13 protein-coding genes and 1 other RNA gene are annotated in these 14,939 nt (G+C 69.5%); 5 read left to right on the top strand and 9 right to left on the bottom strand.

The window, feature by feature from the left end; translation table 11 throughout:
• Window positions 1-22: 22 nt before the first annotated feature.
• The 3 genes from ACIBJB_RS01690 (at window position 23) to rnpB (ending at window position 2,272) form a co-directional block, all read left to right on the top strand.
• Window positions 23-850 carry an AraC family ligand binding domain-containing protein gene (locus tag ACIBJB_RS01690; protein ID WP_398925415.1) on the top strand — a complete coding sequence of 276 codons (828 nt, stop codon included), beginning with the start codon at window positions 23-25 and terminating at the stop codon, window positions 848-850.
• Between the two features lie 18 nt (window positions 851-868).
• Entirely contained in the window at window positions 869-1,852 is a 984-nt protein-coding gene (locus ACIBJB_RS01685; protein WP_398925413.1) for a DMT family transporter, read from the top strand.
• An 18-nt stretch (window positions 1,853-1,870) separates the two neighbouring features.
• An RNA gene (rnpB, locus tag ACIBJB_RS01680) (RNase P RNA component class A) lies at window positions 1,871-2,272 on the top strand.
• Window positions 2,273-2,325: 53 nt separating this feature from the next.
• Here the strand turns inward: rnpB and ACIBJB_RS01675 are convergent.
• The 8 genes from ACIBJB_RS01675 to ACIBJB_RS01640 form a co-directional block, all read right to left on the bottom strand.
• Complete coding sequence (locus tag ACIBJB_RS01675) at window positions 2,326-2,676, bottom strand: DoxX family protein (protein WP_398925411.1); 351 nt, start codon at window positions 2,674-2,676, stop codon at window positions 2,326-2,328.
• A 773-nt stretch (window positions 2,677-3,449) separates the two neighbouring features.
• Window positions 3,450-3,917 (bottom strand): hypothetical protein, encoded by a 468-nt coding sequence (locus ACIBJB_RS01670; protein WP_398925409.1) that lies wholly within the window; start codon window positions 3,915-3,917, stop codon window positions 3,450-3,452.
• A gap of 265 nt (window positions 3,918-4,182) precedes the next feature.
• Window positions 4,183-6,360: a UvrD-helicase domain-containing protein gene (locus ACIBJB_RS01665; protein WP_398925407.1), complete on the bottom strand. Its 2,178-nt coding sequence runs from the start codon at window positions 6,358-6,360 to the stop codon at window positions 4,183-4,185.
• A 39-nt stretch (window positions 6,361-6,399) separates the two neighbouring features.
• Window positions 6,400-6,909 (bottom strand): hypothetical protein, encoded by a 510-nt coding sequence (locus tag ACIBJB_RS01660; protein ID WP_398925405.1) that lies wholly within the window; start codon window positions 6,907-6,909, stop codon window positions 6,400-6,402.
• 54 nt (window positions 6,910-6,963) lie between these two features.
• Entirely contained in the window at window positions 6,964-7,359 is a 396-nt protein-coding gene (locus ACIBJB_RS01655; RefSeq protein WP_398925403.1) for a hypothetical protein, read from the bottom strand.
• Between the two features lie 32 nt (window positions 7,360-7,391).
• The gene (locus tag ACIBJB_RS01650; RefSeq protein ID WP_398925401.1) at window positions 7,392-7,703 is read right to left on the bottom strand and encodes a hypothetical protein; all 312 of its coding nucleotides are present in this window, start codon (window positions 7,701-7,703) and stop codon (window positions 7,392-7,394) included.
• An 82-nt stretch (window positions 7,704-7,785) separates the two neighbouring features.
• On the bottom strand, window positions 7,786-10,968 hold the full coding sequence (locus ACIBJB_RS01645; RefSeq protein ID WP_398925399.1) for a DEAD/DEAH box helicase: 3,183 nt from the start codon (window positions 10,966-10,968) through the stop codon (window positions 7,786-7,788).
• On the bottom strand, window positions 10,961-11,779 hold the full coding sequence (locus tag ACIBJB_RS01640) for a hypothetical protein (RefSeq protein ID WP_398925397.1): 819 nt from the start codon (window positions 11,777-11,779) through the stop codon (window positions 10,961-10,963). Before ACIBJB_RS01640 ends, ACIBJB_RS01645 begins: the two co-directional genes overlap by 8 nt.
• Window positions 11,780-12,166: 387 nt before the next feature.
• Here ACIBJB_RS01640 and ACIBJB_RS01635 point away from each other — a divergent pair, with 387 nt between their 5' ends.
• Window positions 12,167-12,967 carry a Scr1 family TA system antitoxin-like transcriptional regulator gene (locus ACIBJB_RS01635; protein WP_398926799.1) on the top strand — a complete coding sequence of 267 codons (801 nt, stop codon included), beginning with the start codon at window positions 12,167-12,169 and terminating at the stop codon, window positions 12,965-12,967.
• Window positions 12,964-13,158, top strand: a complete 195-nt coding sequence (locus ACIBJB_RS01630) for a DUF397 domain-containing protein (RefSeq protein WP_398925395.1) — start codon at window positions 12,964-12,966, stop codon at window positions 13,156-13,158. Before ACIBJB_RS01635 ends, ACIBJB_RS01630 begins: the two co-directional genes overlap by 4 nt.
• A 24-nt stretch (window positions 13,159-13,182) precedes the next feature.
• On the opposite strand, the gene ACIBJB_RS01625 is transcribed toward ACIBJB_RS01630, so the two are convergent.
• Window positions 13,183-14,832, bottom strand: a complete 1,650-nt coding sequence (locus ACIBJB_RS01625) for a hypothetical protein (protein WP_398925393.1) — start codon at window positions 14,830-14,832, stop codon at window positions 13,183-13,185.
• Window positions 14,833-14,939 lie beyond the last annotated feature (107 nt).

Below are 14,939 nucleotides of genomic sequence, written 5' to 3'. Positions count from 1 at the left end.
AAGACGGACAGGGGGACCGACCGTGGCGGAGCAGGCACTGTGGACCAGGACGCGGCTGGGCCGTTGCGGCCCTGCGCTCGACCTCCTGACCGCTCGCTTCGACCGCCACGTCTACGCCTCGCACACGCACGAGCAGTTCAGCATCGGCATCTGCGTCGGCGGCTCCGAGGTCATCGACTACCGGGGCGACCACCTCCGCCCCGGCCCGGGCTCCATCGTCGTACTCGCCCCAGGCGAAATGCACACCGGCCGCCCCGCAGCGTCCGACGGCGGCTACGCCTACCGCGCCCTGTACCCCGACCCTGACCTCCTCACCGAAGGCACCCTCGGCGGCGGCCTCCCGTACTTCCGCGAACCCCTCCTCGACGACCCCGAACTCACCACTGCCCTCCGCCGCGCCCACGCCGAACTGAGCGCCTGCCCCGACCCGTTGGAGACCGAGTCCCGTCTCCCGTGGCTGCTGACGGCCCTCGCCCGCCGCCACTCCACGGCCCGCGCGACGAACGACACGGTGCCGGGCGCCGCCCACATCGCCCACGCGGTACGGGACCGCCTGGCCGACGACCTCCTGGAGCCCCCCTCCCTCGCCGAACTCGCCACCGCTCTGGGCCTGTCCCGCTACCAACTCCTCCGAGCCTTCCGTACGACGATGGGGATACCCCCGTACGCCTGGCTGGCGCAGCACCGGGTGCACCGGGCCCGCGGACTACTGGAATCCGGACTCAGGCCGGCCGAGGTCGCGGGTCTGGTGGGTTTCGCCGACCAGGCGCACCTGACCCGCTGGTTCCGGCGGGTCCTCGGGGTCACCCCGGCGGCGTACCGCAACAGCGTTCAAGACGGCCGCCGCTGACGTGGCGAACATGGCCGCATGACTGCACGCGGCTGGTTCCTGTTCTCCCTGATGGGAGTGGTCTGGGGCATCCCCTACCTGTTGATCAAGGTGGCGGTGGACGCCCCGCTGTCCCCGTCGATGGTGGTGTTCACGCGCTGCGCGCTGGGCGCGGCCCTGCTCCTGCCCTTCGCGATACGGCAGGGCGGCCTGCCCGCCACTGTTCGAACCCACTGGCGCCCGATGCTGGCCTTCGCGTGCATCGAGATCATCGGCCCCTGGTGGACCCTGACCGACGCGGAACGCCACCTGTCCAGCTCGACAGCGGGCCTGCTGATCGCGGGCGTCCCGATCGTAGGAGTGGCCCTGGCCCGCTTCTTCGGCGAGACGGAGAGGCTGGGAGTGCGGCGCGTCGTCGGGCTCGGCCTGGGCCTGGCCGGCGTAGGAGTCCTCACGGTCCCGCACCTGACGGGCGGCGACGCCCGCTCCCTGGCCGAGGTGCTGATCACGGTGATCGGCTACGCGACGGCCCCGTTGATCGCCGCGCGCTACCTCAAGGCTGTCCCGACCCTCCAGCTCATCGCCCCCTGCCTGGCCCTCGCGGCCCTGGTCTACGCCCCGGCGGCGGCGATGACCTGGCCGACGGCGATGCCCTCCCTCTCGGTCCTGACCGCGCTGGCCGTCCTGGGCGTGGTCTGCACCGCGGTCGCCTTCGTGGCCTTCCTGGAGCTGATCAAGGAGGCGGGCCCGACCAGGGCAACCGTCTTCACGTACGTCAATCCGGCGGTAGCGGTGGCAGCGGGCGCGATCTTCCTGTCCGAGCCCCTGACGGCGACCATCCTGGCGGCCTTCACCCTGATCCTGGCGGGCTCGGTACTGGCGACCGCCTCCGGTCAGCGGGCCGCCACCCGTCCGGTGCTGGGTCAACCCGAGGGCGAGGCCGTGCACGGCGACTCCGGGCTCCGCCGTGGGCCGGAACCCCGGCCCGACAGGCCGGACAGAGGCGAGGCGCGCGCCCGGTAACATGGTCGACACGGCAGACGAGCCGGGCGGACGGCCGCGTGAAGTCCCTCAGGGGGCTTCCCGAGGAACGTCCGGGCTCCACAGGGCAGGGTGATGGCTAACGGCCACCCGGGGTGACCCGCGGGAAAGTGCCACAGAAAACAAACCGCCCAGCGCTCCGGCGCTGGGTAAGGGTGAAACGGTGGTGTAAGAGACCACCAGTGCCCAGGGCGACCTGAGCAGCTAGGTAAACCCCACCCGGAGCAAGGTCAAAAGGAAACACCCTGGTGTTTCTGCGGGGACGTTCGAGGGCTGCCCGCCCGAGTCCCCGGGTAGACCGCACGAGGCCGGCGGCAACGCCGGTCCTAGATGGATGGCCGTCTCCCCGGCCGCCGCGAGGCGGCTGGGTGACAGAACCCGGCGTACAGCCCGACTCGTCTGCCGCTCTCGGGACTCTGATGGTGAGCTGGTCTGATCGCGATCGTGGAGCACCATCAGGCCGTCGCGAAACCCAGCACCAGCGGCGCAACGGCAACGAGCATGATGGTGGCCGGGATGCCGATTCCCTTCGTGTCGCCTCCACGGATGTGCGTGATCACGGCGCCCAGGAAGTACAGGACGACACCGATCGCCGCCGCGATGCCCAACGGTCGGTAGACGATGCCGGCGAGCAGTCCCAGAGCGCCTGCGATCTTGACCAGGCCAAGCGGCAAGAACCAGCTGTCGGGCACCCCGATCGCCTTAAGCCCGTCTGTGATCTTCGGGTCGCGGGTGAGGTCGGGAACGGCAGAGAGGACCAGCACCAGGGACAGCACGACAGCGATGACGACATAGGCGAGGTACACGGAGAACTCCGGAGGGGGATTGGGGGGACCGTCGATCGGTCAAGGAGTACAGGGCGGCAAGCGATGAGCCGCGGTCATGTGATTGCCTCGCGTCCGCGGCACTGTTGTGGGCGTCGCCGAGGTGATCCTGGTGAGCCGAGTGTGAGCGAACTTGCGTCGGCGGATGGTCAGGCCGGGCGCAGCGGAAGGGCGTTGAAGGTGTGGTCCGCCCAGATGCGGCGGGTGGTTTCGGCCGGGTAGGGCGTGACGCGGGGTTCGGTGTCGATGAGCTGGCCGTGTACTGCTCGGGTCGCTGCAGGTCACTGCGTTGGCAGCGCTTGAGCCGGCCTGGCTCCCCTGTGGGTGGGGGAGAGGAGCCCCGGCCGGTCACCGACTGCAGCGATCAGTCGTGCTGCTCGGCGTCTATCAGTGCGAGGGCGTTGCGGATGCCCTGTTCGAGGAGTTGGTCGGCGAGTTGCCGGTCGGTCAGGGCGCGGGAGAGTTGCAGGGTGCCGGCCATCATGCCGAGGAGGCTGAGTGCCGTCAGGCGTGCCGAGGGCGGTGGCGACGAGGTCGTCCTTGGAGGCGAAGTAGGCGTAGAAGGTGCCGTTCGTCAGCCCGGCGTCCTTCATGAGGGTCGCGACGCCGGAGCCGTCGATGCCGTTGTGCTTGAGCCGGCGGCCGACCGTCGCGATGATCCGCTGCCGTGTCTGCTGTTTGTGTTTTTTTGTGTACCGCACGGTGTGTTCCTCCGTCGCAGCCGGGGCGTGCGCCCCGGCTGCCGTCTGGTCGGGTCAGTGGCCGGCGCCTGCGAGGAGCGCGGGGAAGTTGATCCTGGCGGTCTGCAGTTTCGGGTCGTGGGGCTCGGGGACGCCGCCGTCGGTGATGTACAGGCGGTCGCCGCGGACCGCGGTGGCGGAGGGCGAGGCGAGGCCGTCCGCGCTGGTCAGGACGGGCTTGTAGGTGCCGTTGGGGTAGATCACCACGACCCTGTCCGGGCCGTTGTTCGAGGAGGAGCCGTTCTGCGCGGCGAACACCACATCGGAGAAGGGGGTCAGGAAGCCGAGGTCGTCGATGTTGGGCAGGCCGCCGGCGACCTGGCGGATGGGGCCGGGAGCGCCGGCGGGGGTGATCGGTACGCGCAGCAGGGTGCCCTTGTTGAAGTTGCTGATCCACAGGGCGCCGTTGTGGAAGCGGAGCCCGTTGGCGCCGATCGGCAGGGCCTCGGTGGGCACCGGGGCGAGGGCGGTGTCGGTCAGCAACGGGGTCGGCGTTCCGCCCGAGGCCGGGACGGACCAGATGGTGCCCTTGAGGCTGTCCGCGATGTAGAGGGTGCCCGTGCTTGAACCCCGGCGAGCCGATGCTGCCCAGCGGTCCGTGGGGGCTGTTGTACGAGGTCAACCAGCGTGATCCGTACAACCGGGAGGCCTACCACCGGGTGCTGGCTCTCATGCAGGAGCCGCGGGCGCGCTGCCCAAGGACATTGCAGGTGCCCAGGTCACCGCGACTCCACCCTGGGGGCGGCGGTCAGGGGACGTTCGACTTCCAGCTGTGAGGACCGACTTCCGGAAGGGAAGTGAGGAAGCGGCTCGCCCTGCCGCTGTACGACACGGCGAGCTCCTCCCGGGCACGAGTGCAGGCGACGAAAAGGAGGCAGCGCTCGGTCAGCATGTCCGCCTGATGCTGGAGCTGATCAACCTCCGGCGGCGTGATGGCCGGCGGGAAGGGGAAGGCGCCTGCCGTCACGCCGATCACCGCCACGCACCTGAACTCCAGGCCCTTCATGGCGTGAAGCGTGGCGAGTCGCACCCCGGGGTCCTGCTGTGTCGGTCCGTCCTTCACCAGGGCCGCGGGCAGCCCGGCCCGCTCCAGTCGCGCCCTGACCTTGTCCAGCGTCTGATGGAAGCGTGCGGCCACCGCGATGTCCGCCGGTGCTGCCCCGCCGGCCACCCAGCCGCGAATCCGCTCCACGACCGCGGCCAGTTCGGCCTCCTCGCTGTTGAAGCGATCGAGCGCCGGACGGCGGCCGTGGAGGAGGGAGCGGTAGCCGGCCAGCGAGTCCACTCCCTCGCCCGAGAGGGATTCCACCGGCTCGTCCTCCATCAGGCGTGCCGCCCAGCGCAGAATCTCCTCTGTGCTGCGGTAGTTGATGCGCAGTCGGCTCGATCGCCCCGCGACGGGGATGCCGAGCGAACCGAGGGAGACACGCGAGTCGTAGATGCGCTGATGAGGGTCGCCGGTGATGAACAGGTCGTCCGGCCCTGGCGCGACCGCCCCGCGCAGCACACGCCACTGGGCCGGGTGCAGATCCTGGGCCTCGTCGACCACGACATGTTCGTAGGGAGTTTCACCGGCCGTCGGTTCGCGCAACAGCCGTGCTGCTTCCGCGCACAACTGAAGGTAGGTGCACTTCCCGTCTTTGCGCAGTTCCTGCTCGAACCGCTTCATTGCGCGCCACACCTGGACGCGCTTGGCCGGCCCCAACGCCGTTCCCCTGCCTTGACGCACCGCCCTCAGGTACTCGTCCTCGGTGGACAGCGACTGGGCGAGGACGACATGCCGGTACTCCTGGGAGAGGAACTGCTCGCTCCAGTCGAGCTTGAGGCTCTCGCGGATCCTGCGCCAGCGGAAGCGCTCGTCGCTGTCGTCGCTGAGCTTCGGGACGGAGCCGTGCCGGCGCCGGACCACGTCCCGGGCGAGGGCGTCGACGGTGGTGACATCGACGCGGCGGATGAGCGCGTCATCCTCCAGTAGCAGTGCCAGGTTCTCTCGCAGGGACTTCGCGAGTGCCGTCGTGTAGGTCGTGAGCAGGATCCTGCTCTGCGGTGACCGCTGCAGCAGGTGTTTCGCCCGGTGCAGTGCCACAACTGTCTTGCCCGTCCCCGGGCCGCCGCTGACCTGGGCCGGGCCCCCGAACGACGCACGGTAGGCGACCCTGCGCTGAGCGGGGTGGAGGAAGATCCGCCAAGCCGCGAACGGCTTCGTGAGGATGTCCTCCAGCTCCTCCGCGCCGGTGACGACGGTGATTCGGCTGCGGGTGTTGGCGATGGCCGAGGACAGGTCGTCGGGATCATACGGCCCGGGGTCCGCGGGCCGGCGGAGCGCGACGACCTCTCTCCAGACGGTGTCCTCGTCGAATCCTTCGGCGAGGAACTGCAGGACCTCGAACTGGTCCTCGGGGAACAGCGAGGCGAACGCCTCCAGTTGGGGCTTGTCGATAATGGTCCGGGCTGCCTTCAGCGTGCCCTCGTCGATTCCGAGACGCGCGAGCGACCCGTCCGAGAAGCCGTCGAAGAGCCGGGTGCGCGCCTGCGCCGCCGTCTGCTCCAGCGCCGGTGTGAGCTGCTCGATGGCAACGACGTTGCGCACCTCAAGACCGCGCGTCGCGGTGTTGACCGTGTAGAGGCGCTTGGCCGCCCAGTCGTACGCTTTGTCGTGCTGGACGACGTTCACCAGCAGGAACGTGTCGCTTCCGTCATCGGGAGCGAGCACCACGCCCCGCCAGAAGTCGGTAATCCTGATCGTGCGCATCCGGTGGTCGGCGGCCTTCTCCACGGATTCGAGATGGAGCCCCTTGTCGGCCCGGAGTTCCGCGACGGTGAGTTGCTGGAACTTCTTCATTGCCTTCCGCACGCCCGCCCGGACCGGCTTCTCCAACTGCTCGAACCTGTCCCAGAACGTGTTGGCGAACGCCAGCTGCGGCAACGGACCGTCCCTCCCCTGTGCGGTGCGATGTGGCACAGCCTACGCACGAGTAAACGCGTAGTCGCCCATCACGGAGTCGTACGGTTTGAGCAGCGGCTGGAGCTCCCGCTTGAGCAGGGCCGCGTCGACGTCCGGCAGCCGCAGCGAGGCCCGGCGCAGGCGGACGCTCCAGGAGCCGGCATCCGGGAACACCTGGAGGTCCTTCACGAGGTCGCGCAGGACGACGCCCTCCCTGAAGGGCGCCAGGCCGTGGACGCGCAGCCGACAGCCTTCGGTGAAACGGCGTTCCTGGAAGACCACGGGCTCGTCAAGGGTGTGGACGTCGCTGGTGATCGTGGCCAGCCCCATCACGCGGCCGAGATCCCGGCCCGGGTTCCTGAAGCATCCGCGGGTGGTGTACAGCAGCAGTTCGTCACCCTTGCCGAGGGTGAGTGACTGCCGGGTGCGGCCGGCCGGGAACGCCATGCGTTGGTTCTCCAGGACCCAGGCGAGGGGCTCGTGGTCGCTGATGATCAGCAGATGGGTGGCGGCTTCGCGCGACGAGGTCACGGACGGATCTCCTTTCGACGGGGCGGGAGGAAACGGCGGTTGTGCGACGGTCGCTCATACCGTCCCGGCGGGCCGGCGCAGGGACTTGAGCTCCTCGCCGCTGCGGGTCACGCGCCAGAAGGACCAGCCGTTCGCGTGCGGGGACGTTCGGTCGGGATTGACGACCTGGATCACGGCCATGGCGGCGGCACTGGGCGAGGAGTAGACCTCCCCGGCCGCCGGGCCCTCCGTGACGGCGAGCGTGCGGGTCGCCGGGTCGAAGAGACCGGTGACCCGCGCCCCCCGGTACACGGCGTGGACGCGCACGTCCTGCGGCCCGTCACCGGATTCCTCCGGGGTGCTCAGCGACTCCACCAGCCGCCTGACCACCTCGGACGGGGTGCACCCCATGAGGCGGGCAGCGAAGATGACCTTGCCGTGTGTACGCTCATCAAGCTCAATAGCTGGCATGCGTACTAATAGTACTCAAGTTAGTCTGTGTGTCAACCCTTTCCCGGCGAGGGCGACCGGCGACTCCTGATCGAGATCGAGCGCGTGCTGGGCGAGGACGGCGCCGGACCGGTGCTCACGATGTCCCTCCCGACGGCCACGAAGTCCTCGAAGACCTTCGCGAGGTCGAGCAGGAGGCCGCTCACCGTGGTGTCTGTGCCGCGTTGCTCGACGGAGGCCTCGCGGAGGATCAGCTCGGCCAGTCGGAGGGTGGGCACGTAGCGGCTGTTGAGGCGGGACGGTGCCCACGGCGCCAGAGGCGCTCCTCGTCGTAGGCCGCCGACGCCGTCCAGGCGCAGCCGCACTGCGCATCTGGTCCGACTCCCTGGTCCGGCCACGGACGACGGGCAGCGCGTCCTCAAGCGTCCGGCTGCTCGGGTAGCGGCTTCACTGCACCCCGTCGAGGATCTGCCAGATCCTCCGGTAAGCCGGTCCTTTGGGACCCAGGGCCGACTGCCAGGCAGCGTCGGGGAGCCCGGCGAGACGGGTACGGACCTCCACAGGGGCCGTGGCACTCCCATCGCGGGCCGCCGAGGCCATGCGGGCCGCCGCCGACCTCGGGACACCGGCCAGCCGCATCGCGATCGCCTCCTCGGAGCGTACGCCGTAGAAGGCGTACGACGGAATATTGCGCAGCTCGCGCTGCGCTTCCGGCGGCAGGGCGGCGAACTCCTGCCCCAGAGTGAGGGATTGGAGGGCCGACAGGCCCCAGGACACTGTGGGTGCGATGTCGCCGAACAGACGCTGGCAGCATTTGGTGATCGCCTTGAGGCGGTCGGACTCCTCGGCCTTGCTGAAGTGGTCGGCGGCCAGCTGCGGCACTGACGCGCCGTTGACCCAGTCCTGCATGACACGGGCGACGAAGTCACCGGTGCGACCCTCGTGGTCCTCGGTCACCTTGGTCAACTGGGCGCGCAGCTCGGGCACTTCGAGCATGACGCCGACGAGCTGGGCGAGGGGCTGCCGGTCTCCCTGGAAGAGGGGCTGCTGCCAGACCTCGCGGTCGATCCGCGCGGCGTTCAGGCGGCCGAGGGTGGCCTCCACGCTGTCCCAGGAGAAGCCGGTGCTGTCGACCAGTGCCAGCGCCTTACCGGTCAGCCGTTCCGCGTACGCCCTTACGCTGCGGGTCAGTTCGGCCGCCCAGCCCCGGTCCCGGCGCCGCAGGTCCTGGAAGCCCAGGGTGCCGCGCAGGATCTGCTCGATCTCCTCCGCGAACTCCTCGTGATCGCCGATCTGCCGGTAGGTGTGGGCCAGGTACTGCACGAAGGCGGACCACTCCGGGGTGTGGGAGAGGAGCCGAAGGTCGAGGTGGCCGTGGAGGTGCATGGCCTTCTCCACCATGGCGACCAGGGTGGAGTTCAGGTCCGCCACCTGCCGGCCGACGAAGGCGCGCATCTCCCCGGCCCGGATCTCGTCCGGTGCGGCCAGCGCGATCAGGCCGACCTCGCCCTGCTCGACCCGGCCCGCCCGTCCGGCCAGGTTCCAGAAGTCCGCGGCGGGCATCTCGTTGCCGTAGGCGAACTGGTGGGAGGCCAGGACGACGTTCGCCACGGGGAAGTTGACGCCCGCGGCGACGGTCGTGGTGGCGACCAGATGGGCCAGGTCGCCGGCCTCCATCAGGTACTCCGTCAGCGTGCGGATCTCCTCCGGCAGGCCCCGGTGATGCACGCCGATCCCCTTGGCGAGGAGCCCCACCAGTGGGAAGTCCGTCCCGAACTCCTCCTCCACCACGTCCTGGACGGCTCTGAGGTCTTCGCCCACCTCTGTCAGTTCCTGACGGCCGCCCCCGATGGTCTTGGCGATCGACCAGGCGTAGTCGGGCCGCCCGGCGAGCGTGATGGTCTGGCCCCGGTCGGCCAGGACCGTGGCCGTGGCAGCGGCGAGCTTCGTCGGGCTTTTCGCCTGCGACCAGGTCAGCTTGAGGGGTCGGTACCCGTCCAGCGGCAGGATGCCGGGGACGCTGAGCGTCCGCCGGCTCGTGACCAGTGTCTCCAGGGCGACCCGGAACCCGCCGTTGCCCGGGGCGTGCTCGCGTCGGGCGAGGGCCAGGATGCGGTCGTTCGGGGACCAGTCCACGGACAGCCCGACCGACTGCCGGCTGCCGCTGTCCAGCCACTCGGCGATGAGGTCACCGTTGTCGATGAAGGGGGTCAGCAGCAGGAAGCCGGCGTCCACGGCCTCCCGGTTGACGTTCGCGAGCAGCAGCTCCAGTTTGATCCCGCGCTCGTCCACCCCGAGGTGATGGGCCTCGTCGGCCACCACCAGACACAGCGGACGCCCGATCTTCTCCTGCCAGCCCGACCGCAGCAGCAGGTCCAGTTTCTCGGGAGTGGACACCAGCACCCGGAACCGCCGCTCGCCGCGGTCGGTCAGCATGTCCTCTTCCAGGCCGTCGAACTCCAGCGCGGGACTGACCCGTTCCACCCCGATGCCGAGAGGGGCGAAGTCTCGGCGCAGCCGTCGCGTCACCTGGTTGACGAGCGCCCGGTTCGGGGCGATGTAGGCGACCCAGCCGTGCTGCCTGTCGTACGCGTTGAGTGCCTGGAGGATCCGGAACTCGGCGATCAGGGTCTTGCCCGCGCTGGTGGGGAGGCTGACCACGACACTCCGGTGCGCGGTCCGGATCAGTCCTTGCTCGGCGAGGGCCACGCGCTGCGGCGGCAGCACCTCGAAGATCGGGCGCGATCGGCCCCGGTCGACGAGGGAGGCCACGAAGGCGTTCACCTCGGGGCTGACCGCGCGGGCCACCGTCCACAGGCTGTTGTCGACGATCTGGTCGGCGGTGGCAGCCAACAGCCGTACGAGCACTTCCAGTTCAGGGTCACCGGCGGCCATGGCCGCGTCCAGCGCGCGGTCGCAGTGCGACTGGACGCGTTCACGCACGCCGTAGTGGCGGCTGGGGCGGCGCTCGCGCATGAGGGCGCCGGTTGCCAGGTACTCGGCGAGCAGTTCCGCCGTCTTGAGCAGGTGGTAGTGGGCGGCGAGCGACCATGCGGCGGGGCGGGCGTCGTCACCGACCCAGGTGAGGTACGCCGACTCCATCCCGTCCTGCTCCTCCCGCAGCTGTAGCAGCAGCCGATCCAGGGTGTCGAGGTCGTCCCACCCGCGCTTGCGCAGCAACAGCAGCCACGCGTCGGCGGTTCCGCGCCGCACCCGCGACTCCCAGTGGTCCACCAGGGCGGGTACGGAGGGCAGCTCGACGTCCGCGAGGAGTCGGGCGGCGAGCGGGGTCTCGTCGGCGATCCAGCCGAGGCAGGCGGTACGCAGCAGTTCGAGCCGTGCCTCGACCGAGTCCTCCTCGGGCAGCCGGGCCCGCGCCAGCGCGAACATCTGCCCGCACAGCCGCCGCGTGGACTCCGCCTTCGGATCCTCGGCGATCGCGTCCCATGCCAGCAGGTCCAGGGCGTCCACCGCGAAGTCGACCGCCTCGCGGCCCTCCGCGGGCCCCTCCGGGACCTCGCCCTCGACGGCCCGCAGCGCGTCACCGATGAGCACGCGCTGCGACCGCTCGCCCGCCTCCGCCACGAGGCCCGGGTCGAGGGCACCTTCGAGCCAGCCGAGATCAGCCAACGTCGAGCACCCCCACCTGCTGCGGCCAGGTCGCCATCGCAGCCGGGAGGTACCAGGCTGTGAGCAGCGCGTGCATCGGCTCGACGACCGTCTTGGCCAGTTCCGCCGCGCGGTTGCTCAGATCTTTCGGCTCCGGGGCGGTGTCGCGCACCAGGCAGCCGAAGAGCTGGATGTCCTTGCCCATCGACTTCGCCCAGCGGCCGGTTGCCGTATGGTAGGCCGCCTTGTGCTCGGGCGTCCGGCAGCGGAAGCGCAGCCACTTCATGAGGGTGACGTGGTCGTCCTTCGCGGACAGCCTCTTGAGCTGGTCGATCATGCCGTCCGAGCCCGTCATGACACCCGGCGGACTGGACTGCTCCGACGACGACTTGACCTCCCCGAACAGCAGCCGCGCCGAGCCGTCCGCCACGCACAGTCCGACCAGGTCGGCGCCGGGGAGGCTCGCCTTGCGCGTACGCCGGTCCCGGGCGCCGTCCCACACCCACAGCGCCCCGTGCCAGTGCTCCAGCAGCACCTCGGCGAGGGCCTCGCCGACCTGCCACGGCAGCGGTTCCGGCTCACTGGCCAGCAGAGCGCCGATGAACTCGGTCTCCATGTCGGTGGTGGCCAGCCCCCGCAGATGGGTCACGAAGTCGCGGGTGGCCTCCAGATCACCGACCCGTTCGGCCCACGGTCCCGCCCCTAACTCCCGCATCACGTCGGCCGTCAGCTCGACGCCGCTCCACGACACGGCCCCGTCTTTGCCGCCGTACACCTCGATGCCCCGCGAGATGCGCGGCACGGCGCCGCCCATGGCGTTGCCTTCCCCCACCCGCCCGTCCTTCCCCCACACGACACCCCCGGGGTGAGCGGTGATGCTCCCGACCACTCCTGCGACCGACGGTGTGATCAGGATTCTCTCCACCTCCCCGGGAGTTGTCCACGCCGTGTGCCCGCCTGTGGACGGACTGTCTCGTATTCCCTGTCAGGGGAGTGGGAGACATGCCCAGACGGTCTTCCCGGAGGGCGGTGATTTGTGACTTCATGTCACCGAGCGTGGTCGGGTAGCTCTACCCTGACCAGGGAGCCTTCGGTACGGAGGGTGCGTGTACCGGCACGCTCGGTGTTCCTTGCGGGGTGTCGGTCGTGACGTGGATGGGGGTACGGGGTGTCGGAGGCGCAGGAGCCGTACGACGAGGGTGAGCTGAGCAGCGACCTGATGCGGGCGGTCGGCAAGCAGGTCAGGGTGCTCCGGGAGCGGGGTGGGTTCACCCAGAAGGAGTTGGGGGACCGGCTCGGATACAGCGAGGATCTCATCTCCTCGGTGGAGCGGGGGAGGCGAACACCGCAACGGGAGTTGCTGGCGGCCGCGGATGAACTGCTGGACGCCGGTGGAGTGTTGAAGGCCGCGATCGAGGATGTCGAGGCCGCCAAGGCGAAGGCGAGGGTGCGGCATCCGGCGTGGTTCAGGGATTACGCGCGGTTGGAGCGGGAGGCGGTTGAGATCAACGATTACAACTGCCATGACATCCCGGGGCTGTTCCAGACCAAGCGGCGGATCCTGGCCCTGTACGAGATGCGTAAGCCGCTCTTGGACGAGGAGACCATCGAGCAGCGGGTGATCTCCCGACTGGCTCGGCAGGAGATCCTGATGAAGTGGCCTCCGCCGATGATCACTTCCGTCATCGAGGAATCGGTGCTGCGGCGTCCTCTCGGAGGGCGAGAGGTCCACAGGGAGCAGTTGGAGCAGTTGCTGCGGCTCGCAAGGATGCGCAACGTAGAACTGCAAGTGATGCCGAACGACCGCACAGAGCATGCCGGGATGGGCGGCTCCTTCATCCTGCTGACCCCCAAAGGGAAGCCTCAGCTGGGATACACCGAGGCCCAGAGCTCCAGCAGGTTGATCACGGCTCCGGAGGAAGTCCGTATCCTGGCCGCGCAGTACGGCAGCATCAGAGCGGACGCGCTTACGATGCGGGAGTCTCTCGCCTTGATCGAAAAGTTGGTGGCAGAACTATGAGCACCTCGGAATCCGTACATCTGGCTTGGTTCAAGAGCAGCTACAGCGGCAACGAGGGCGGCGCATGCCTTGAAGCTGCTCTGGCGCCCGGCACCATTCACATCCGCGACTCCAAAGCCCCCTCCCAGGCTCAACTCACCTTCCCCCACTCGGAGTGGGCCCCGTTCGTCCGGTACGCCGTCGAACGCTGACCCACTCCGCCAGGCGCCGCCCGCTCAGGACTTCGTGTTGGTCAGGTGTGGGCCGAGGTAACCGACGTAGACGAGACCGGTGTGCGGGCCGTCGTCGTAGAAGTAGAGGCGGGGGGAGACAGTGTTGCCGCCGCCGATGCGGAGGTGGGCCTCCATGAACAGCTTCTTGGCCGGGTCGACGGTCTCCGGTACCGGGAACGTGCGCTCGCGGCGCCAGTCGTCGCGGTTGCCGACGGTCTTGGACTCCTTCATCTTGACCTTGCCCGCAGGGAAGGGGCACGCGCAGTCCTCCGGCAGGTGCGCGCACCAGTAGCGGAAGTCGCCGCCCGCCGTGCCGGAGGCCGACGCGGCGGCGTAGTTGTCGAGAGCGTGCAGGGCGTCCCAGGCGACCTCGACCCAGTTGCCGATGGACTGGGCGTCCAGTTCCCGGGTCCTGCGCCTGTCACCGGTGAAGCGGAGACGGGTGAACTCTCCCATGCGGTCGAGGATTTCGGCGAAGGTGGCGGGCGCGTCGGTCGGAGCGTCGACGGAGGCGTGCGCGAGGTCGTACTGGCCGGCCCTTTCCAGCCGTATCTGAAGGGCTCGCATCTGGCGCTCGGCGTGCTTGAGCTTGGCGTACAGGTCCTGGTTCTCGGCCGCCTGGTCGAACTCCTGTTCCTCCGCGACCTGGAGCTGCTGGCGCAGGTCGCGGAGCACATCCGCGTTGGCGATCTCACGCTGCTCGGCTTCGTCGAGCATCTTCGTGAGGGTCTCGTTCTCGGCGCGGAGGTCGTCCAGACCGGAGCCGTGGGCCGCCGGGCGGGGGCGGGTGCGCTGGACGGGGAGGGAGTCCAGCGCTGCGGGAAGGGGGAGGCGCAGTGCCAGTCGTTGGGGGAGGACGGCGAGGAGGGCCGCCGCGCGCCTCGGGTTCGACTCGACGGTCGTGCGGGACATCACCAGGTGGCGCTGGGCGTCGGGCTGCCAGGCCGGGTCGACGCCGGGGAGATAGGTGCGGAGGCCGCCGCCGAAGACGGGGTGGTAGGTGAGGGCGGCGTTGAAGAGGGTCTGGGCGTCCGGTCTGAGGACATACATCACGGCGAGGCCGGTCAGATGCTTGTAGGCCGGTTCGACGACCTTCTCGGTCCAGGTCTCGGGATCCTGCCCGTGGGGGACGCTGGCGATCACGATCGGGAGTCGGCGGCTCTCGTCGCAGAGTTCCTCTATGACCTCCTCCACGTCCTCCGGCTCGATGAACTTCGGGACCGTGCCGACGTCGGCGAGACCGTCCTGCGTGGGGATGGCGTCGAGCAGGAGCCTTGCTATGCCAGGGGTGTTGGCCCTGATGGGGTGGAGGTCGGGGATCGCCGGGTGGTGCTCGATGTCCACCTGGAGCCAGGTGCGGCGGTCGTCGTCGCGGTTGCCGGAGCGGACCACGAGGGTGGACTGCCATGTGCCCTGGTTCTTCGGGCGGGTTTCGCGGAGGCGCCAGCGCGAGTACGAGCCGTGCCGGCCGGCAGCGGCATCGTGGTCGAGTGTGATGCCGTTCGCTAACTCGTTGCGGCCCTCGTCCAGTGCGGACGTGTCCAGTCGCTTGATCTCGCCAAGCCAGCGGTGCAGTTGGCGGTCGGCTTCGGCCGAGGCCGTCACGAAGTCCTGAGCGGTCGAGACCACCATGCGGTAGTTGCGGGGTTCCATGGGCGGCTGCCTGTGCGGTGAGGTGGGCGGGCGGTGTGCGCCGAGTCGACGCGCGGCCCGGGGTGGGCTGCGCGCCGGTGGGGGTGCTCAGGCGAGGAGTGGGGGTG

Origin of the sequence: Streptomyces sp. NPDC050759 (assembly GCF_044456945.1) — a bacterium.
GTDB lineage: Bacteria > Actinomycetota > Actinomycetes > Streptomycetales > Streptomycetaceae > Streptomyces.
This window is presented reverse-complemented; position numbering and strand designations above follow the sequence as displayed.

Coding starts and splice junctions, on each gene's coding strand:
- ACIBJB_RS01685 (WP_398925413.1), top strand. CDS start 869: ATGACTGCACGCGGCTGGTTCCTGTTCTCCCTGATGGGAGTGGTCTGG.
- ACIBJB_RS01655 (WP_398925403.1), bottom strand. CDS start 7,359: ATGCCAGCTATTGAGCTTGATGAGCGTACACACGGCAAGGTCATCTTC.
- ACIBJB_RS01635 (WP_398926799.1), top strand. CDS start 12,167: ATGCGGGCGGTCGGCAAGCAGGTCAGGGTGCTCCGGGAGCGGGGTGGG.
- ACIBJB_RS01630 (WP_398925395.1), top strand. CDS start 12,964: ATGAGCACCTCGGAATCCGTACATCTGGCTTGGTTCAAGAGCAGCTAC.
- ACIBJB_RS01625 (WP_398925393.1), bottom strand. CDS start 14,832: ATGGAACCCCGCAACTACCGCATGGTGGTCTCGACCGCTCAGGACTTC.